Below are 17,633 nucleotides of genomic sequence, written 5' to 3'. Positions count from 1 at the left end.
CTCCTTAGCCGCGCGTTTTACCGCCCGCAATGTTAGTGGTTACTCCGGTGATGTAGCTGGCACGTTCAGACAACAGATAACAAACAAAATCAGCGACTTCGCCCAAACGCCCCGAACGTCCAATCGGGATCGCGTTCTTGGTATATCCCTCGCGTAGCTGCTCAACGGTGATATTGCGGGTCCAGGCCAGCGCTTCTTCATACTCGGGGGTGCGTAGCCCGGTTTTTTCCAGAATGCCAGGCGCAATACCGACCACACGAATCCCGTGTTTGCCCAGTTCTTTCGACCACGAGCGGGTAAAGCTATTTAGTGCGGCTTTGGTGGCGGCATAGCAGCTCTGACCTTCAGAACCTTCCAGTCCGCTTTCTGAAGAGACATTCACAATCACGCCGTCATGCTGTGTTACCATCTGGCGCGCTACCGCTTGTGACATTAAAAAAACGCCTTTTTGGTTGATGTTGACCATTTTTTCAAAAGCGGCTTCATTGAGTTCATATTGCCCGGCCGGGGCTTTTTCATCGACCAGCAGGCGCGGGAAATTAACCCCCGCGTTATTCACCAGCCCATCAATACGGCCAAAACGACGGATAATTTCAGCAACGGTGTGACTGACTTCTTTGGCGCTGGAAATATCTGTTGGCCAGAAATGATATTTGCTGTGGTCGGTATATTTACCGTCGCCACCATGAATATCTGCCATTTGTACATTAGCGCCTTGCGCTAATAACTCTTCAACAATAGCCAGGCCAATTCCTGATGCGCCACCGGTAACAATAATGACTTTATCCTGTAGATTTAACCACGTTTGCATAATCAACTCCCAATTTCAGATAAGGGGACCCTGCATAAAGTAAATTATGTCAGGATCAATTCGAATATATTTACTTCAACAGCAATTCAGCGGTATGACTGTTAGTGACTAAACCGTTAATATAATTTCCACGTAATGCACCAAGTATTCCACTCAGTTTTTCTTCCCCCATGGCAATGCCGATGGAGTAACGTGCCTGCTTTAATTTATTGGTTTCGATCGAGAGTGTTTTTTCACTCATACTGGTCTCTACCGTCACGCCGTCGATATCATAAAAGCGCGAGCAGATGTCTCCGGCGACATGGCGGGCATGCAGGTCATCACTCTCTTCGCTGCCGTAAAAGGCGTGCCAGTTGGCACCGTCACGGATCGCCGGGGAGCCAATGCCGACCAGCGCGACGTCCAGGTTATCCCAGTAGGCGGAAATCGACCGGAAGTGCTGGGACTGCATAATCCCGTTACGGATCAGTGGGTTTTCCAGCAGTGCCGGGAAATCGGCCAGGTGCGATTCACCCTTGAGCTTTGCCGCGGCGCTGTAGGTCAGCGTATTGACGTGGTAACGGCTTTCAAGCTTGCCGGAGGGGCCGCCGATAATCGGTACGCAGATCAGCTGGCGCGACTGGCTGGCGGGGGATAACCCTTCGACCAGCCCCCGAACGGCGCGCCCCCATGAGAAGCCGATAATATCGCCGGGTTCCAGTAAGCGCTCCAGCAACTGTGCACCGTGCACACCCATCATCGCAAGTTGTTCGTCTTCCTGTTCGCTGTCGCAGGAGACCACCACCGCTTCTTTCAGGCCAAATTTCTGTTTTAGCTGTTGTTCCAGCCACAGGTTCTCGTTGAAGTCGTAATTAATGGCAATGGTAACGATGCCTGATTCGCGGCCACGTTTTAGCAGGCGGCTGATCGTGGTGCGATAAATTCCCAGCTCGCGGGCGATTTGCGCTTGCGTCATATCCTGTTCGTAATAGAGCTGCGCTATTTTTACGATCAGGCGGATATCATCGCTGTTTTCCGTTGCCATCTTTGGGCTCCTGCACATTTGTGCAAATCACTATATTGTCTTCTTGATCTGATATAACCCCATCGATGGCCCAGTTCAAAGTAATTTTCTCTTCTTTCAGCGCCATGAACTGGCAGTTTGTGTTGCACATTTGATGTGCAGATAGCGCGTTGTCGGCACATATGTGCTTATTGATGTAATGCCTTGATTCTGTGTATTTTCGCGCAACAAAATTGCAGGTATGGGTTGCGGACACTTTTGTGTCGAAAGGTGTGGCGGATCACAAATAGCGTTCTGGCATTCGAACACGATTATTTTTTATCGCCCGCAAGGTAGGGTATATTTCGCTTTTAATACACAAAGTCATTCAAGTTGTATCAAGGCGGCAAGGGAGCGAATCCCTGGGAGCATAGAGAGCTATGTGACCTGGGTGAGTGAGGGCAGCCAACGCAGAGACAGCCTGAAGGATGACGTGTATACAGGAGAAATTATGCTGCCCGACTCATCTATCCGATTAAACAAATACATCAGTGAAAGCGGAATCTGCTCGCGTCGCGAAGCAGATCGCTTTATCGAACAAGGGAATGTCTTCCTGAATGGCAAACGCGCCACCATTGGCGATCAGGTGATGCCTGGCGACGTCGTAAAAGTAAATGGTCGGTTGATTGAGCCGCGCGAAGCGGAAGATCTGGTTTTTATTGCGCTGAACAAACCCGTGGGGATTGTCAGTACTACTGAAGACAGCGAACGCGACAACATTGTTGATTTTGTTAACCACAGCAAGCGTGTGTTCCCAATTGGTCGTCTGGACAAAGACTCTCAGGGACTTATCTTTCTGACCAACCACGGCGACCTGGTGAATAAAATCCTGCGTGCCGGTAACGATCACGAAAAAGAGTATCTGGTGACGGTAGATAAGCCAGTCACTGATGACTTTATCCGTGGGATGGGAGCCGGTGTGCCAATTCTCGGCACCGTTACCAAAAAATGTAAGGTGAAGAAAGAAGCGCCGTTTGTTTTCCGCATTACGCTGATTCAGGGGCTGAACCGCCAGATCCGTCGCATGTGCGAGCACTTTGGTTATGAAGTGACTAAGCTTGAGCGTACGCGCATCATGAACGTTGGTCTGTCAGGCCTGCCGCTGGGTGAATGGCGCGACCTGACGGATGACGAACTGATCGGTCTGTTCAAGCTTATTGAGAACTCGTCCTCAGAAGCCAAACCGAAGGCCAAAGCAAAGCCAAAAACCGCAGGCATTAAGCGCCCGGTGGTGAAAATCGAAAAATCGGCGGAGAAAGAGAAATCACGCCCGGCGGCAAACGGTAAGCGTTTTACCTCGCCGGGGCGTAAGAAGAAAGGGCGTTAACGTCTGCCGCGCGTTGGCGTATTCGCTGACCAGGAAAACGATGCTTCCGCATCCGGTTTATAAGCCTGCTTTTTCTTCAACTGGCGGGCTTTTTTTGCCTCTGCTTCGCGCAAAACCATCAGTTTATCGATGTACTCTTTCTTAATGCTGTTGGTCTCAGCGTTGGTGAGTAGTCGACCATGTGCAATACGCGCGCGGTCGAGAAGCGTTTTCAGTTCACGCTGTTCGCGCTCGGTCATCTCTTTTTGGGTAATGCGGGGGAGTGCCATTAGGGTGCCCTCAGTTAGCCAGAGATTTTAGTTTACGGGAATCTCTGGCTGAGAGATAGCGCTGCTGCTTATCAGGCTTACGGAGAATTTACAGGCCGGATAGGGCGTTTCGCCGCATCCGGCATGCGAGCTTATATCACTCAAACAAATTATGGTGCAGTTTCTGGACGACCAACTCGGCTTCGGTGCCCGGCACCAGGAAGCACAGGTTATGGCTGGATGCGCCGTAGCAAATCATGCGAATGTTGAATGGCTCCAGTACACCGAACACCTCTTTGCCGACGCCACAGGCTTTTGACAGGTCATTACCAATCAACGCCACCAGCGCCAGACCTTCTTCAACTTCAACCCGACACAGGGCAGACAGTTCCATCAGCAGAGACTGTGTTAACAGTGTATCGCCGGTGGAGGTGGAGCCGGTGGTGTCCAGCGTCAGCGCCACACTGACTTCGGATGTGGTGATCAAATCTACCGAGATATTGTGGCGTGCCAGGATGCCGAACACTTCCGCTAAAAAGCCGCGAGAGTGCAGCATATTCAGGCTATGCAGCGTCAACAGTGTTTGTTTGCGGCGCAGGGCCAGCGCCCGAAACAGCGGCGGATTCGCGGTTTTATTACACACCAGCGTGCCGCCTGCTTTTGGATCTTTGCTGGAGCCAACAAACACCGGAATATCGCTACGTACGGCAGGTAATAGGGTTGCCGGGTGCAGGACTTTCGCACCGAAGGTTGCCATTTCCGCGGCCTCTTCGAAGGCGATCTCATCGATACGCTGCGCTGCGGGAACAACGCGCGGATCGGTGGTGTAAATGCCAGGAACATCGGTCCAGATATCGACGCGCGTTGCGTGCAGCGCTTCGGCCAGCAGGGCGGCTGTATAATCGCTGCCGCCGCGTCCCAGTGTGGTGGTGCGGCCTTTGCTTTCGCTACCGATAAAGCCCTGAGTAATGACCAGACCTTCGCTCAACCGCGGGGCAAGCTGGATGGCTGCCAGTTCGGCTAGCGCCGCTACATCTGGCTCAGCACGACCAAAGCGATCGTTGGTGCGCATCACTTTGCGGACATCAAACCATTGGGCCTGAACGTTACGCTCGCGCAGGATCTCAACAAACAGCAGGGTAGACATCAGTTCACCGTGGCTGACCAGTTCATCCGTCAGCGCCGTGGAGGTAGCCAGTGAGGCCGCCTCGGCCAGCGTAGTGATGTTTTCCAGCAGACGCTCAATTTCTTCGCGGATCACGTTCGGATAACGCAGGCGTTCCAGAATATTGAACTGAATTTGACGAATGGCGTCGAGTTTCTCGAAGCGCTCAGTCGGCTCCAGCCCTTCTGCCAGTGCAACCAGCAGATTGGTAATACCTGCTGAAGCGGAAAGCACCACTAAGCGGACGTTAGTATCGGAAAGTACGACATCCGCGCTGCGATTCATGGCGTCAAAATCCGCCACGCTGGTACCACCAAACTTGGAGACAACTACATCAGTCATAACTACCTCGTGTCAGGGAATGAATAGAGCGACCATGGCACATAAGGCAGAACAAAAACCGGTGCAGGCGCAAATGCAAATACCGTATTACATTTCGTCCTTCAATCTGCCTCTTCGTTGGCTGCACCTGCTCACCACAGTCACTTACTTCAGTAAGCTTCTGTGGATTCTCAGGTTTGCCGCCTTGACGCAAATCGAATGACTTTATGTATATAAATAAAAGGCATGGCCTGTGCTGTCAACGCTGGGATTATGCGGATTTTTCATGCTGCAACTGCGTTGAGTAACGGTACTAATAACAACGCTGAAAACCGCTATACTTTTTAGCCACGTTTGGCGGATGCCCTGGCAATGGCATTAAAACAATCACACTTTTCTGTGACTGGCGTTACAATCGATCCCAGTCACAATTCTCAAAATCAGAAGAGTATTGCTAATGAAAAACATCAATCCAACGCAGACCTCAGCCTGGCAGGCACTACAAAAACACTTTGAAGAGATGAAAGACGTTACTATCGCGGACCTGTTCGCGAAAGATAGCGATCGTTTCACTAAGTTTTCCGCGACGTTTGACGATTTGATGCTGGTGGATTTCTCCAAAAACCGTATCACGGAAGAGACGCTGGCTAAACTGCAGGATTTGGCGAAAGAGACCGATTTGGCGGGTGCCATCAAGTCCATGTTCTCCGGTGAGAAAATCAACCGCACCGAAGACCGCGCCGTGCTGCACGTGGCGCTGCGCAACCGTAGCAATACGCCGATCATCGTTGATGGTAAAGATGTGATGCCGGAAGTGAATGCGGTGCTGGAGAAAATGAAATCCTTCTCTGAAGCGATTATCTCCGGAAGCTGGAAAGGCTACACCGGCAAAGCGATCACGGATGTGGTGAACATCGGTATCGGCGGCTCCGACCTCGGCCCGTTCATGGTGACCGAAGCGCTGCGTCCATATAAAAATCACCTGAATATGCACTTTGTGTCTAACGTCGATGGTACGCACATTGCCGAAGTGCTGAAGAAAGTGAACCCGGAAACCACGCTGTTCCTGGTCGCGTCTAAAACCTTCACCACCCAGGAAACCATGACCAACGCCCACAGCGCGCGCGACTGGTTCCTGGCGACCGCTGGTGACAATAAACACGTTGCGAAACACTTTGCTGCGCTGTCCACCAACGGTAAAGCGGTTGGCGAGTTTGGTATTGATACTGCCAACATGTTTGAGTTCTGGGACTGGGTTGGCGGTCGTTACTCTCTGTGGTCTGCCATTGGCCTGTCCATCATTCTGTCCGTGGGCTTCGACAACTTCGTTGAGTTGCTGTCCGGTGCACATGCGATGGACAAACACTTCTCCACCACCCCGGCGGAGAAAAACCTGCCGGTACTGCTGGCGCTGATCGGTATCTGGTACAACAACTTCTTCGGTGCAGAAACCGAAGCAATCCTGCCGTACGACCAGTATATGCACCGCTTCGCGGCCTACTTCCAGCAGGGCAACATGGAATCCAACGGTAAATACGTTGACCGTAACGGTAACGCCGTGGACTACCAGACTGGCCCAATCATCTGGGGTGAGCCGGGTACTAACGGCCAGCATGCGTTCTACCAGCTGATTCACCAGGGTACCAAAATGGTTCCTTGTGACTTTATCGCGCCGGCGATCACCCATAACCCGCTGTCTGATCACCATCCGAAACTGTTGTCTAACTTCTTCGCTCAGACCGAAGCGCTGGCATTTGGTAAATCTCGTGAAGTGGTTGAGCAGGAATATCGCGATCAGGGTAAAGATCCGGCCCAGCTCGAACACGTTGTGCCGTTCAAAGTGTTTGAAGGCAACCGTCCGACGAACTCTATTCTGCTGCGTGAAATCACGCCGTTTAGCCTGGGTGCGTTGATTGCGTTGTATGAACATAAAATCTTTACTCAGGGTGCCATCCTGAACATCTTCACTTTCGACCAGTGGGGCGTGGAACTGGGCAAACAGCTGGCAAACCGCATTCTGCCGGAACTGAATGATGATAAAGAAATCACCAGCCATGATTGCTCGACCAACGGTTTGATTAACCGTTATAAGTCCTGGCGTGCCTGATGGCGCTGCGCTAATCAGGCCTACAGGCGCACACTTGTAGGCCGGATAAGGCGTTTCGCCGCCATCCGGCATTAATGAAATAAAAAAGCCGATATTAATATCGGCTTTTTTATAAGATTACTCCAGGATATCTACACCTTTTCTTCATTTCTTAATTGAGCTTAATCCTAAAATAATTCATTCAACGTTATCCTGTTTCTGATATTTTCAGATTTTCCGGGTATTGTATTTTTTATTTATATATTTTAACTGATTGATTAATTTAACTTTGTTATAAGTGGTTAATAATTTCATTTCTTGCCATCTAATTATCCTAAATATCCGGCTGGTCTAATTTGCATACTTTGGTTGTGTATACTCGATCTCGCCCGAAATTCTTTTGGGTAAATCTCCATTCATGCAATGAAGGGAATTTGTGATGAAAAAAGTTCTGTATGGCCTGTGGGCTATATCTGCGCTTGCGGCGACCTCTGTTTATGCCGCCCCCGTTCAGGTGGGGGAGGCCGCAGGGTCGGCAGCGGCATCGGTTTCGGCAGGAAGTTCCTCCGCAACCAGCGTGAGCACCGTAAGTTCTGCGGTGGGGGTCGCCCTGGCGGCAACCGGTGGTGGCGATGGTTCTAATACCGGAACAACCACTACTACAACCACCAGTACCCAGTAGTACCGGTACGTTTAACCATAACCACACTTCGGTGTGGTTATTTTGGATTGCCATAAGCCTGTGGGATTTGTAGGCCGGGGTAAACATAGCATCACCCGGCAATAATGCGGAGAAGCGTCGTGAAGCGACCAGCGCTGATATTGGTTTGCCTGTTATTACAAGCGTGTTCAGCTACCACCGAAGGGCTGGGTCATTCGCTGTGGGAGAGTGTGTTTGGGTCACCTGGCGTTCTGATGACGGATGATGATATCCACAATATGCCCTACGCCAGCCAGTATATGCAGCTCAACGGTGGTCCCCGGCTGTTTGTCGTGCTCGCTTTTACCGAAAACGGGCAGCAGAAATGGGTGACTCAGGATCGGGCCATTCTCGTAACGCAGCATGGGCGACTGGTGAAAACGCAACTCGGTGGCGACAACCTGATCGAGGTGAATAATCTGGCGGCGGATCCACTGATCAAGCCCAATCAGATAGTCGATGGCGCAACGTGGACCCGAACGATGGGCTGGACTGAGCATCAACAGGTCCGTTACGCCACTGCCCACTCGATTTTCAAATGGGATGGCCCTGATAGCATCAGCGTGGGCAGCGAAGAGACCGCGGTTCGGGTGCTGGACGAAGAGGTGACGACCGATCAGGCGCACTGGCATAACCGCTACTGGATCGACAATGAAGGGCAAATCCGTCAGTCAGAGCAGTATCTGGGTGCACACTTCTTCCTGGTGAAAACCACGCTGATTAAGGCGGCAAAACCATGATGAAACGGACAATTACCGCGTTGCTCGTCAGTCTGAGTATGTCATCTGTTTTTGCCGCAGGTGACGTAAAAGTGATGATCGCAGGCCACTCAGAACCGCAGATGTTGACCGGTGCTGAACATCTGATCGACCTGGTGGGGCAGCCACGATTAAGCAACAGCTGGTGGCCGGCAGCGGTTCTCGGTGAAGCGCAAGCCACTATCTCGGCACAACGCCAGCAGCAGGCATTACTGGCGCGCCTGGCAGTGCTGAGTGCAGAGGAAAGTGGTGAGGATGCTGCAGCGATTAACGCGCTACGCCAGCAGATTCAGGCAGTGAAGATAACCGGCAGACAGAAGATTAACCTCGACCCGGATGTTGTGCGCGTCAGCGAACGAGGCAACCCGCCGTTGCAGGGTAATTACTCGTTGTGGGTTGGTCCACAGCCAACGGAGATAACGCTATTTGGCTTACTAAGTCGTCCGGGTAAACAACCGTTTATGCCCGGCCGTGATGTGGCCAGTTATCTCGCTGAACAACATCGGCTCAGCGGTGCAGATCGCAGCTATGCGTGGGTGGTCTATCCCGACGGACATATGCAGAAAGCGCCAGTGGCTTACTGGAACAAACGCCACGTTGAGCCGATGCCCGGCAGCATCATTTTTGTCGGACTTTCCGAAGCCGTCTGGAGCAACGTTCCGGATGAAATCAATGCCGATGTTCTTCGCACCCTGACTCAGCGGATCCCTGAATAATGAGAAAAACTTATCTGCTCAGCCTGTTGGCGCTGGGCGTGAGCGTTGCCTGCCACGGTGAAACCTGGCCTGCACCCGTTGGACCATCACAGTCCGATTTTGGCGGCGTGGGGCTGCTGCAAACCCCGACTGCGCGGATGGCCCGTGAAGGTGAAATGAGCCTCAACTACCGCGATAACGATCAATACCGTTACTACTCAGGGTCGGTGCAGCTTTTCCCCTGGCTGGAAACCACGCTGCGCTATACCGATGTTCGCACCAAAAAGTACAGCAGTGTAGAGTCGTTTTCTGGCGATCAGACATACAAGGATAAGGCGTTTGACCTCAAACTGCGGTTGTGGGAAGAGAGTTACTGGATGCCGCAGGTCGCGGTTGGTGCACGGGATATTGGTGGAACCGGTCTGTTTGATGCGGAGTACATCGTGGCGAGTAAAGCCTGGGGACCGTTTGATTTCTCACTGGGTCTTGGCTGGGGCTACCTGGGGACCAGCGGCAACGTCAGCAACCCGCTGTGTTCCTACAGCGATAAATTCTGTTATCGCGACAATAGCTACAAACAGGCGGGTTCTATCGATGGTAGTCAGATGTTCCATGGTCCGGCATCGTTGTTTGGCGGTGTGGAATATCAAACCCCCTGGCAGCCGCTGCGTTTGAAGCTGGAGTATGAAGGCAATAATTATCAGCAGGATTTTGCGGGTAAGCTGGATCAGAAGAGCAAGTTTAACGTCGGCGCTATTTATCGCGTCACCGATTGGGCCGACGTTAACCTCAGCTACGAACGTGGCAACACTGTTATGTTTGGCTTCACGCTGCGTACCAACTTTAACGATCTGCGGCCCGCGTATAATGACAATGCCCGCCCGAAATATCAGCCCCAGCCCCAGGATGCCATCCTGCAACATTCTGTGGTGGCGAATCAGCTAACGTTGCTGAAATATAACGCTGGGCTGGCAGACCCTAAAATTCAGGTGCAGGGCGATACGCTATACGTCACCGGTGAACAGGTGAAATACCGTGATTCGCGTGAAGGGATCGAACGCGCCAACCGGATCGTGATGAACGATCTCCCTGACGGGATCCGCACGATCCGCATTACGGAAAATCGCCTGAACTTACCGCAGGTGACGACCGAAACGGAGGTTTCCAGCCTCAAGCGCCATCTGGAAGGCGAGCCGCTGGGTCATGAAACCCAACTGGCGCAAAAACGCGTTGAGCCCGTGGTGCCGAATACTACCGAGCAGGGCTGGTATATCGACAAATCACGTTTCGATTTTCACATCGATCCGGTACTTAACCAGTCGGTGGGTGGCCCGGAAAACTTCTATATGTATCAACTGGGCGTGATGGGAACGGCGGATCTGTGGGTCACGGATCACCTGCTGACCACCGGTAGCCTGTTTGCCAACCTCGCCAATAACTACGACAAGTTTAACTACACTAACCCACCGCAGGATTCGCATTTACCGCGGGTGCGTACCCATGTGCGTGAGTATGTACAGAACGACGTCTACGTGAATAACCTGCAGGCCAATTACTTCCAGTCTCTCGGTAATGGATTCTATGGACAGGTTTACGGCGGTTATCTGGAAACCATGTACGGCGGGGCGGGCGCGGAAGTATTGTATCGTCCGCTGGACAGCAACTGGGCGTTTGGCATTGACGCCAACTACGTGAAACAGCGTGACTGGCGTAGCGCACAGGACATGATGAAGTTCACCGACTACAGCGTGAAGACCGGGCATTTGACGGCGTACTGGAATCCTTCGTTTGCTCAGGATGTTCTGGTGAAAGCCAGCGTGGGGCAGTATCTGGCGGGTGATAAAGGCGGCACGCTGGAAATTGCGAAACGCTTCGATAGCGGCGTGATAGTTGGCGGCTATGCGACTATCACGAATGCATCGCCGGACGAGTACGGAGAGGGGGATTTCACCAAAGGGGTGTACGTTTCCGTGCCGCTGGATCTTTTCTCCTCTGGTCCAACCCGCAGCCGTGCAGCGATAGGCTGGACACCGTTAACGCGTGATGGTGGTCAGCAGCTTGGGCGTAAGTTTGGTTTGTACGATATGACCAGTGACAGGAGTGAGAACTTCCGTTGATGTGAATGTTGATCGCCCGGTGGCGCTACGCTTACCGGGCCTACGGCAGGCCGAATAAGGCAAAGCCGCCATCCGGCAAGAACCGTTGTGCGAACAAAATCTAAACAAAAAATGTAGATCTCTGTCACATTTTTGCGTTATACAGGAACCTCGCCACTGAGTAAGAGGTGCTGTTATGACGTCGCTATCTCGTCCGCGCGTGGAGTTTATCTCCACCATCTTGCAGACCGTGTTGAATCTGGGGCTGCTGAGTCTGGGCCTGATCCTGGTCGTATTCCTCGGGAAAGAAACGCTGCATCTGGCAGATGTGTTGTTCGCGCCGGAACAAACCAGCAAATATGAGCTGGTGGAAGGACTGGTGGTTTACTTTCTGTACTTTGAATTTATCGCGCTGATTGTGAAGTATTTTCAGTCAGGGTTTCACTTTCCGCTGCGCTACTTTGTCTATATCGGGATCACGGCGATTGTGCGGTTGATCATTGTCGATCATAAAGCACCCATGGATGTGCTGATCTACTCTGCGGCGATCCTGCTGCTGGTGATCACCCTGTGGCTGTGCAACTCGAAGCGGTTGAAGCGAGAGTAAAAAACAACACGCCGTTGGGGCGGCGTGTTGCAGGTCAGTCTTATTGTGCAGAGACGGGTTTGGCTTTCTCTGCTGCGGGTTCCCACAGCTCTTCAAGTTCTTCCAGTGTTTTACCTTTGGTTTCCGGTACGAATTTCCACATGAACAGCGCCGCCAGAATGCCCATACAACCGTAAATCCAGTAGGAGAAACCGTTGTGGAAATGGGAAACCAGCCAGGAGTTTTTGTCCATCATCGGGAAGGTCCAGGAGACGAAGTAGTTCGCCAGCCACTGGGCTGCGACCGCAATGGCGAGTGCTTTACCGCGAATCGCATTGGGGAAGATTTCTGCCAGCAACACCCAACACACCGGTCCCCAGGACATAGCGAATGCTGCGACATAAAACAGCATCGACAGCAGCGCCACCAGGCCGGAAGCCTGTGTATAAAATGCAGTGCCGAGGCTGAACATCCCAATTGCCATGCCGAGTGCGCCAATGATCTGCAGCGGTTTACGACCAAACTTGTCCACCGTCATGATAGCCAGCACGGTGAAGCTGAGGTTGATTACACCGACAATAATGGTCTGCAATAGCGCCACATCGGTGCTGGCCCCAAGCGTTTTGAAGACTTCCGGTGCGTAGTACAGCACGACATTGATGCCGACAAACTGCTGGAAGATGGATAACATCACGCCGATGACGATCACGCCTGCACCAAACATCAACAGACGACCACCGGTTTTGCGTCCATGCTCAAGTGACTGATTAATCTCCTGCATTGCCTGAGTGGCGAGTGTGCTACCCATAATTTTGCGCAGAATACCTTCTGCCTGCTCATGTCTGCCGCGCGCCATCAGCCAACGTGGGCTTTCTGGTACGGTATACAGCAGCAGTAAAAACAGCAGGGCGGGGATACTTTCGGAGGCAAACATATATCGCCAGCCATCGGTATTCAGCCAGTTGGCATCACCAGAACGGGCAATAAAATAGTTAACGCAGTACACCAGCAACTGGCCAAAAATAATCGCGAATTGGTTAAAGGAAACCAGTTTTCCACGAATATGTGCCGGAGCCAGCTCAGCAATATACATAGGTGAAAGCATGGAAGCTAAACCTACGCCAATACCACCGATGATGCGATAAATAACGAATTCGGGGACATACCCTGCTAAATAAACAGGTACAGCATTATCGGGATTAATGGTGGTAAAACCTAATTCTGGCCATGCGGAACCGATGCCGGAAATAAAAAATAACAGCGCAGCGATTTTCAGCGAATCCCGGCGACCAAAGCGGTTACTGCAATACCCGCCAAGCGCGCCGCCGATGATGCAGCCAATCAGTGCACTGGCAACACAGAAACCTAACAGCGAGTTAGCGGCGGATTCACCGAGGTTTTGTGGGGCAACAAAAACAGTATTTAAGGACTCTACCGTACCGGATATGACCGCAGTGTCATAACCAAATAATAGACCTCCTAATGTAGCAACTAGCGTAATCGAAAATATATAGCTGGAATTATATTGGGTATTCATTCAGACCTGCCTTAGACGATACAGCTCTTTTTATCAGTATTGGAGATGGTGGATTTAACAGGCAGGGAAGACAATTATCATTTTTTACATTGCAATTACGTTTTGTCTTTTCTGTGATCTTAGCTCTGTTTAATATGTTGCCAGTCAGGTGGAGAATTTAATTGCAGTGATGGAGAGCACGAAAGGAAATAATCATAACGGCAATGCAAAATAACATAAAAAAAGGGCGCTCCGTAGAGCGCCGAATAACAGTCACAGGTTGGGATAACATAAGTTGAGGGTTGCAGTGGCATTGCCCGTTGCCGGGCGGGGTAACACAACTACTTTGATGAAACTTAACCTTTCACACCACCCGCGGTCAGGCCGTTGACCAGCCAGCGCTGTGCCAACAGGAATACCAGCGTGATCGGAATGGCGGAAAGTACAGCTGCGGCGGCAAAGTCGCCCCACAAATAGTTCTGTGGATTGAGGTACTGCTGCATACCTACCGCAAGGGTGTAGCTGTTCACATCACGCAGCAGCAGTGATGCGACCGGGACTTCAGTAATGGCGGCAATGAATGACAGAATAAACACGACCGCCAGAATCGGTACCGAGAGCGGCAACAGCACCAGGCGGAAAGCCTGCCACGGCGTTGCGCCATCCAGCGCGGCCGCTTCTTCCAGCGATCCATCAATGGTTTCGAAATAGCCTTTAATCGTCCATACATGCAGCGCGATACCGCCAAGATAAGCGAAGATCACGCCGCCATGGGTGTTGAGACCGATAAACGGAATATATTGGCCCAGACGGTCAAACAACGCGTATAACGCCACCAGGGACAGCACCGCCGGGAACATCTGGAAAATCAGCATCCCTTTCAGCAGCGTTGCTTTGCCCGGGAAACGCATGCGGGCAAAGGCATAAGCACAAGTGGTGGAGAGCGTCACAATACCGATCGCGGTAATGGTGGCTACTTTCACTGAGTTCCACAGCCATAACAGCACCGGGAAAGGCGGTGGCGTCACACGACCATCCGCGTGCTCTACGCTAAAGCCCAGCGCCAGTTTCCAGTGCTCCCAGGAGATGTTTTCCGGGATCAGACTGCCAGTGGCGAAGTTACCTTCGCGCAGCGAGATGGCAATAACCATCAGCAGCGGGAACATGATCGCCGCAATGAAAATCAGTAGCCCTAAGTGCGTGATTAGAAGGCGGAGCTTCTGAGATTTAGGTTGTACCATAGCCATAATATTTTTTACTCCCCTTGATACCGCTCCAGGCTATTTTGCTTGCCATTTTGAACTCGGCAGTGCTCAGAATCCTCACGTACTACGTGTACGCTCCGGTTCTTCCGCGCTGGCCGAGCTCAAACTGCCCGCGCCAATGACGCCTGGTTATTCCAATTAATCAAACTTCATACGTGTGGCTTTCAGGTTCACGATCGCCAGTGCGCCTACCAGCAGGAAGATCAGCGTGGCAATCGCCGCCGCCAGACCGAAGTCCTGCCCGCCACCGCCTTCAAAGGCGATACGGTAGGTGTAGCTCACGAGCAGGTCGGTATAACCGGCTGGCGTGGTGGTGCCAAGTCGGTCCGGGCCACCGTTGGTCAACAGCTGAATCAGCACGAAGTTGTTAAAGTTAAAGGCAAAGCTGGCAATCATCAGCGGCGTTAGCGGCTTAATCAGCAGCGGAAGCGTAATCTTAAAGAAGTTCTGGAACGGGCCTGCGCCATCCATTGCTGATGCTTCATACAGGTCATCAGGAATCGCCTTCAGCAGACCCATGCACAGGATCATCATGTACGGATAGCCCAACCAGGTATTGACGATAATAATCATCGAACGCGCGGTGGTCGGGTCGCTGAACCAGGCCGGTTTGATGCCAAACAGTGTGCTCAGCATCATGTTGATTTCACCAAAACTTTGGTTGAACAATCCTTTGAAAATCAGAATCGAGATAAACGACGGTACGGCGTAGGGCAGGATCAGCAGGACGCGGTAAATCGCTTTGCCTTTCAGGGATTCCCACTGCACCAGACAGGCCAGCACCATCCCTACCGCAACGGTCAAAATAACGGTCAGTACCGAGAAGACTACCGTCCAGACAAAGATGGCGAAGAACGGCTTCTGGATGCCCTCGTCGGTAAAGACGCGGGTGAAGTTGTCCCACCCAATAGCGACGGTATAGCCTGGGCTGAGCTTTTCTGTACCCCAGCTCCCGTCAGCGTTAATGGCCTGATAGTAACCAATATCGTTGTTGGCGCGGTATTTTACGCCGCTCTGGTTATTGGTGAGTGTGCCGTCATCAGCGAGCGTATAGAGCGGCTGCGTGCCGGAGAACTGACGCAGTGAACTCATGATAACTTTGCTGTCATCCGGCAGAATGGCCGTTAACTGCGTCAGCGCCTGACGATTTTGGGTGATGATGCGCAGCGTCGCGCGTTCGCCAGTTGGCAGTGCATCAGCGTCCTTCAGTTGCAGTTTCTGCTCGCCGCCAAATTTAAAGGCGTCGGAAACGTAATTTTTTCCTGTTTCACCGTCGGTAAGGGCCAGTTGCCACTCATCACCCGCCGGGTACAAGCCGAAATTATAGGTTTTGCCCGCCTGATATGAACGCTCCATCAGGACTTGTTGAGCGCGTTCAAAGGTCAGCTGGTTAGTGCTGCTGTAGTTGGTAAAGGCAATGGCAATGGTGCAAACCAACGGAAACAGAACAAACAGCCCCATCCCCGCGACACCAGGATAAACATAGCGCCAGGCATAGGCTTTACGGTTAGCGAAAATATACAGGCCAGCAGAGCTTAAAATCAGCGTCATGATGGCAAACAGGTACTCCCCCTGAGCGTACATCAAAACAACAAGGTAACCGACCAGTAGCCCAAGCAGACCCATCACTGACCATTTCAGCGTGTCGCTTTGCCACCAGTGTTTCTTTTTAATGACATCCATGGGGATCTTCCTCTACAACATTGAACATCTGTCGGCAAAAGTGCCTGATGGCGCTGCGCTTATCCGGCCTACGGTGAGTTGTAGGCCGGATAAGGCATTTATGCCGCCATCCGGCACGTGTGCTACAGCACTACTTGGTGATACGACCCTGCGCGTCTTTCAGTGCAGCATCAACAGTCTGACGACCGCTGGCTGCGTTGATCACTGCGGTACGAACGGCGTACCAGAATGCTGACATCTGCGGGATGTTCGGCATGATTTCGCCTTTCTGGGCGTTATCCATGGTGGCCGCGATGCGAGGATCTTTTGCTAATTGATCCTGGAAGGATTTCAGCGCAACGGCGCCCAGCGGTTTGTCCTTGTTCACTTCATCCAGACCCTGATCGGTCAGCAGGTAGTTTTCGAGGAACTCTTTCGCCAGTTCTTTGTTCGGGCTGGCGGCGTTAATACCGGCGCTCAGTACCCCAACAAACGGTTTAGACGCTTTGCCTTTGAAGGTTGGCAGCAGCGTTACGCCGTAGTTGATTTTGCTCTTGTCGATGTTCGACCATGCCCACGGACCGTTAATGGTCATCGCGGTATCGCCTTTGTTAAAGGCCGCTTCAGCGATGGAATAGTCGGTATCCGCGTTCATGTGTTTGTTCTTGATGAGATCAACCAGGAAGGTCAGACCGGCTTTCGCGCCAGCGTTATCCACACCGACGTCTTTCACATCGTACTTGCCGTTTTCAAACTTGAATGCGTAACCACCGTCGGCAGCAATCAGCGGCCAGGTGAAGTACGGTTCTTGCAGGTTGAACATCAGTGCAGATTTGCCTTTTGCCTTCAGCTCTTTATCCAGCGCCGGGATTTCTTCCCATGTTTTTGGCGGGTTCGGCACGAGGTCTTTGTTATAAATCAGCGACAGCGCTTCAACCGCGATTGGGTAGGCAATCAGCTTGCCGTTATAGCGTACGGCATCCCAGGTGAACGGATAGAGTTTGTCCTGGAACGCTTTGTCCGGCGTGATTTCAGCCAGCAGGCCAGACTGTGCATAACCACCAAAACGGTCATGCGCCCAGAAGATGATGTCCGGGCCATCACCGGTCGCGGCAACCTGCGGGAATTTTTCTTCCAGCTTGTCAGGGTGCTCAATGGTGACTTTGATACCCGTGTCTTTCTCGAATTTTTTGCCCACTTCAGCGAGGCCGTTGTAGCCTTTATCGCCGTTAATCCAGATAACCAGCTTACCTTCTTCAATCTTGGCGAGAGCCGAGGCGGAGAACATCATCGTCGTCAATGCGGACAATGCGAGGATGCGTGCGCCAGTTTTGATTTTCATAGTTCCCATCCTG

The 17,633-nt window shown here is 52.0% G+C and carries 15 protein-coding genes; 7 read left to right on the top strand and 8 right to left on the bottom strand.

Annotation, left to right across the window (positions count from 1 at the left end):
• Positions 1–4: 4 nt before the first annotated feature.
• Both NNO03_RS08680 and NNO03_RS08675 read right to left on the bottom strand, forming a co-directional pair.
• Entirely contained in the window at positions 5–811 is an 807-nt protein-coding gene (locus tag NNO03_RS08680) for an SDR family oxidoreductase (RefSeq protein ID WP_202037190.1), read from the bottom strand.
• Positions 812–881: 70 nt separating this feature from the next.
• Positions 882–1,835 carry a sugar-binding transcriptional regulator gene (locus NNO03_RS08675; RefSeq protein WP_271441902.1) on the bottom strand — a complete coding sequence of 318 codons (954 nt, stop codon included), beginning with the start codon at positions 1,833–1,835 and terminating at the stop codon, positions 882–884.
• Positions 1,836–2,304: 469 nt separating this feature from the next.
• Here NNO03_RS08675 and rluF point away from each other — a divergent pair, with 469 nt between their 5' ends.
• Positions 2,305–3,180 (top strand): 23S rRNA pseudouridine(2604) synthase RluF, encoded by an 876-nt coding sequence (gene rluF / locus NNO03_RS08670; protein WP_137381201.1) that lies wholly within the window; start codon positions 2,305–2,307, stop codon positions 3,178–3,180.
• On the opposite strand, the gene NNO03_RS08665 is transcribed toward rluF, so the two are convergent.
• Both NNO03_RS08665 and lysC read right to left on the bottom strand, forming a co-directional pair.
• On the bottom strand, positions 3,177–3,449 hold the full coding sequence (locus NNO03_RS08665; RefSeq protein ID WP_137381200.1) for a DUF3811 domain-containing protein: 273 nt from the start codon (positions 3,447–3,449) through the stop codon (positions 3,177–3,179). The genes rluF and NNO03_RS08665 overlap by 4 nt on opposite strands.
• Before the next feature lie 136 nt (positions 3,450–3,585).
• Positions 3,586–4,935, bottom strand: coding sequence for a lysine-sensitive aspartokinase 3 (gene lysC, locus NNO03_RS08660; RefSeq protein ID WP_271440982.1), 1,350 nt, complete (start codon positions 4,933–4,935; stop codon positions 3,586–3,588).
• A gap of 436 nt (positions 4,936–5,371) precedes the next feature.
• Here lysC and pgi point away from each other — a divergent pair, with 436 nt between their 5' ends.
• The 6 genes from pgi to psiE all read left to right on the top strand — a co-directional run bounded on the left by pgi (position 5,372) and on the right by psiE (position 11,856).
• On the top strand, positions 5,372–7,021 hold the full coding sequence (gene pgi, locus NNO03_RS08655) for a glucose-6-phosphate isomerase (protein WP_271440981.1): 1,650 nt from the start codon (positions 5,372–5,374) through the stop codon (positions 7,019–7,021).
• Positions 7,022–7,439: 418 nt separating this feature from the next.
• Positions 7,440–7,682 carry an exopolysaccharide production protein YjbE gene (gene yjbE, locus NNO03_RS08650; RefSeq protein WP_003826562.1) on the top strand — a complete coding sequence of 81 codons (243 nt, stop codon included), beginning with the start codon at positions 7,440–7,442 and terminating at the stop codon, positions 7,680–7,682.
• 119 nt (positions 7,683–7,801) lie between these two features.
• Positions 7,802–8,440 (top strand): YjbF family lipoprotein, encoded by a 639-nt coding sequence (locus NNO03_RS08645; RefSeq protein WP_271440980.1) that lies wholly within the window; start codon positions 7,802–7,804, stop codon positions 8,438–8,440.
• Positions 8,437–9,174, top strand: coding sequence for a capsule biosynthesis GfcC D2 domain-containing protein (locus NNO03_RS08640; protein WP_271449298.1), 738 nt, complete (start codon positions 8,437–8,439; stop codon positions 9,172–9,174). Before NNO03_RS08645 ends, NNO03_RS08640 begins: the two co-directional genes overlap by 4 nt.
• Positions 9,174–11,270, top strand: coding sequence for a YjbH domain-containing protein (locus tag NNO03_RS08635; protein ID WP_271440978.1), 2,097 nt, complete (start codon positions 9,174–9,176; stop codon positions 11,268–11,270). Before NNO03_RS08640 ends, NNO03_RS08635 begins: the two co-directional genes overlap by 1 nt.
• Positions 11,271–11,445: 175 nt before the next feature.
• Entirely contained in the window at positions 11,446–11,856 is a 411-nt protein-coding gene (gene psiE, locus NNO03_RS08630) for a phosphate-starvation-inducible protein PsiE (RefSeq protein WP_003031674.1), read from the top strand.
• Positions 11,857–11,896: 40 nt separating this feature from the next.
• Here the strand turns inward: psiE and xylE are convergent, their stop codons facing one another.
• The 4 genes from xylE to malE form a co-directional block, all read right to left on the bottom strand.
• Positions 11,897–13,372 carry a D-xylose transporter XylE gene (gene xylE, locus NNO03_RS08625; RefSeq protein ID WP_271440977.1) on the bottom strand — a complete coding sequence of 492 codons (1,476 nt, stop codon included), beginning with the start codon at positions 13,370–13,372 and terminating at the stop codon, positions 11,897–11,899.
• 335 nt (positions 13,373–13,707) lie between these two features.
• Positions 13,708–14,598: a maltose ABC transporter permease MalG gene (malG, locus tag NNO03_RS08620; protein ID WP_137381190.1), complete on the bottom strand. Its 891-nt coding sequence runs from the start codon at positions 14,596–14,598 to the stop codon at positions 13,708–13,710.
• Positions 14,599–14,754: 156 nt separating this feature from the next.
• The gene (malF, locus tag NNO03_RS08615) at positions 14,755–16,299 is read right to left on the bottom strand and encodes a maltose ABC transporter permease MalF (RefSeq protein ID WP_121585325.1); all 1,545 of its coding nucleotides are present in this window, start codon (positions 16,297–16,299) and stop codon (positions 14,755–14,757) included.
• Positions 16,300–16,429: 130 nt separating this feature from the next.
• Positions 16,430–17,620, bottom strand: a complete 1,191-nt coding sequence (gene malE, locus NNO03_RS08610) for a maltose/maltodextrin ABC transporter substrate-binding protein MalE (protein WP_003031680.1) — start codon at positions 17,618–17,620, stop codon at positions 16,430–16,432.
• Positions 17,621–17,633 lie beyond the last annotated feature (13 nt).

Origin of the sequence: Citrobacter sp. Igbk 16 (genome assembly GCF_028069755.1) — a bacterium.
Classification (GTDB): domain Bacteria; phylum Pseudomonadota; class Gammaproteobacteria; order Enterobacterales; family Enterobacteriaceae; genus Citrobacter.
This window is presented reverse-complemented; position numbering and strand designations above follow the sequence as displayed.

Coding starts and splice junctions, on each gene's coding strand:
- malE (WP_003031680.1), bottom strand. CDS start 17,620: ATGAAAATCAAAACTGGCGCACGCATCCTCGCATTGTCCGCATTGACG.
- lysC (WP_271440982.1), bottom strand. CDS start 4,935: ATGACTGATGTAGTTGTCTCCAAGTTTGGTGGTACCAGCGTGGCGGAT.
- NNO03_RS08675 (WP_271441902.1), bottom strand. CDS start 1,835: ATGGCAACGGAAAACAGCGATGATATCCGCCTGATCGTAAAAATAGCG.
- malG (WP_137381190.1), bottom strand. CDS start 14,598: ATGGCTATGGTACAACCTAAATCTCAGAAGCTCCGCCTTCTAATCACG.
- pgi (WP_271440981.1), top strand. CDS start 5,372: ATGAAAAACATCAATCCAACGCAGACCTCAGCCTGGCAGGCACTACAA.
- NNO03_RS08640 (WP_271449298.1), top strand. CDS start 8,437: ATGATGAAACGGACAATTACCGCGTTGCTCGTCAGTCTGAGTATGTCA.
- NNO03_RS08635 (WP_271440978.1), top strand. CDS start 9,174: ATGAGAAAAACTTATCTGCTCAGCCTGTTGGCGCTGGGCGTGAGCGTT.
- rluF (WP_137381201.1), top strand. CDS start 2,305: ATGCTGCCCGACTCATCTATCCGATTAAACAAATACATCAGTGAAAGC.
- yjbE (WP_003826562.1), top strand. CDS start 7,440: ATGAAAAAAGTTCTGTATGGCCTGTGGGCTATATCTGCGCTTGCGGCG.
- NNO03_RS08665 (WP_137381200.1), bottom strand. CDS start 3,449: ATGGCACTCCCCCGCATTACCCAAAAAGAGATGACCGAGCGCGAACAG.
- psiE (WP_003031674.1), top strand. CDS start 11,446: ATGACGTCGCTATCTCGTCCGCGCGTGGAGTTTATCTCCACCATCTTG.
- malF (WP_121585325.1), bottom strand. CDS start 16,299: ATGGATGTCATTAAAAAGAAACACTGGTGGCAAAGCGACACGCTGAAA.
- xylE (WP_271440977.1), bottom strand. CDS start 13,372: ATGAATACCCAATATAATTCCAGCTATATATTTTCGATTACGCTAGTT.
- NNO03_RS08680 (WP_202037190.1), bottom strand. CDS start 811: ATGCAAACGTGGTTAAATCTACAGGATAAAGTCATTATTGTTACCGGT.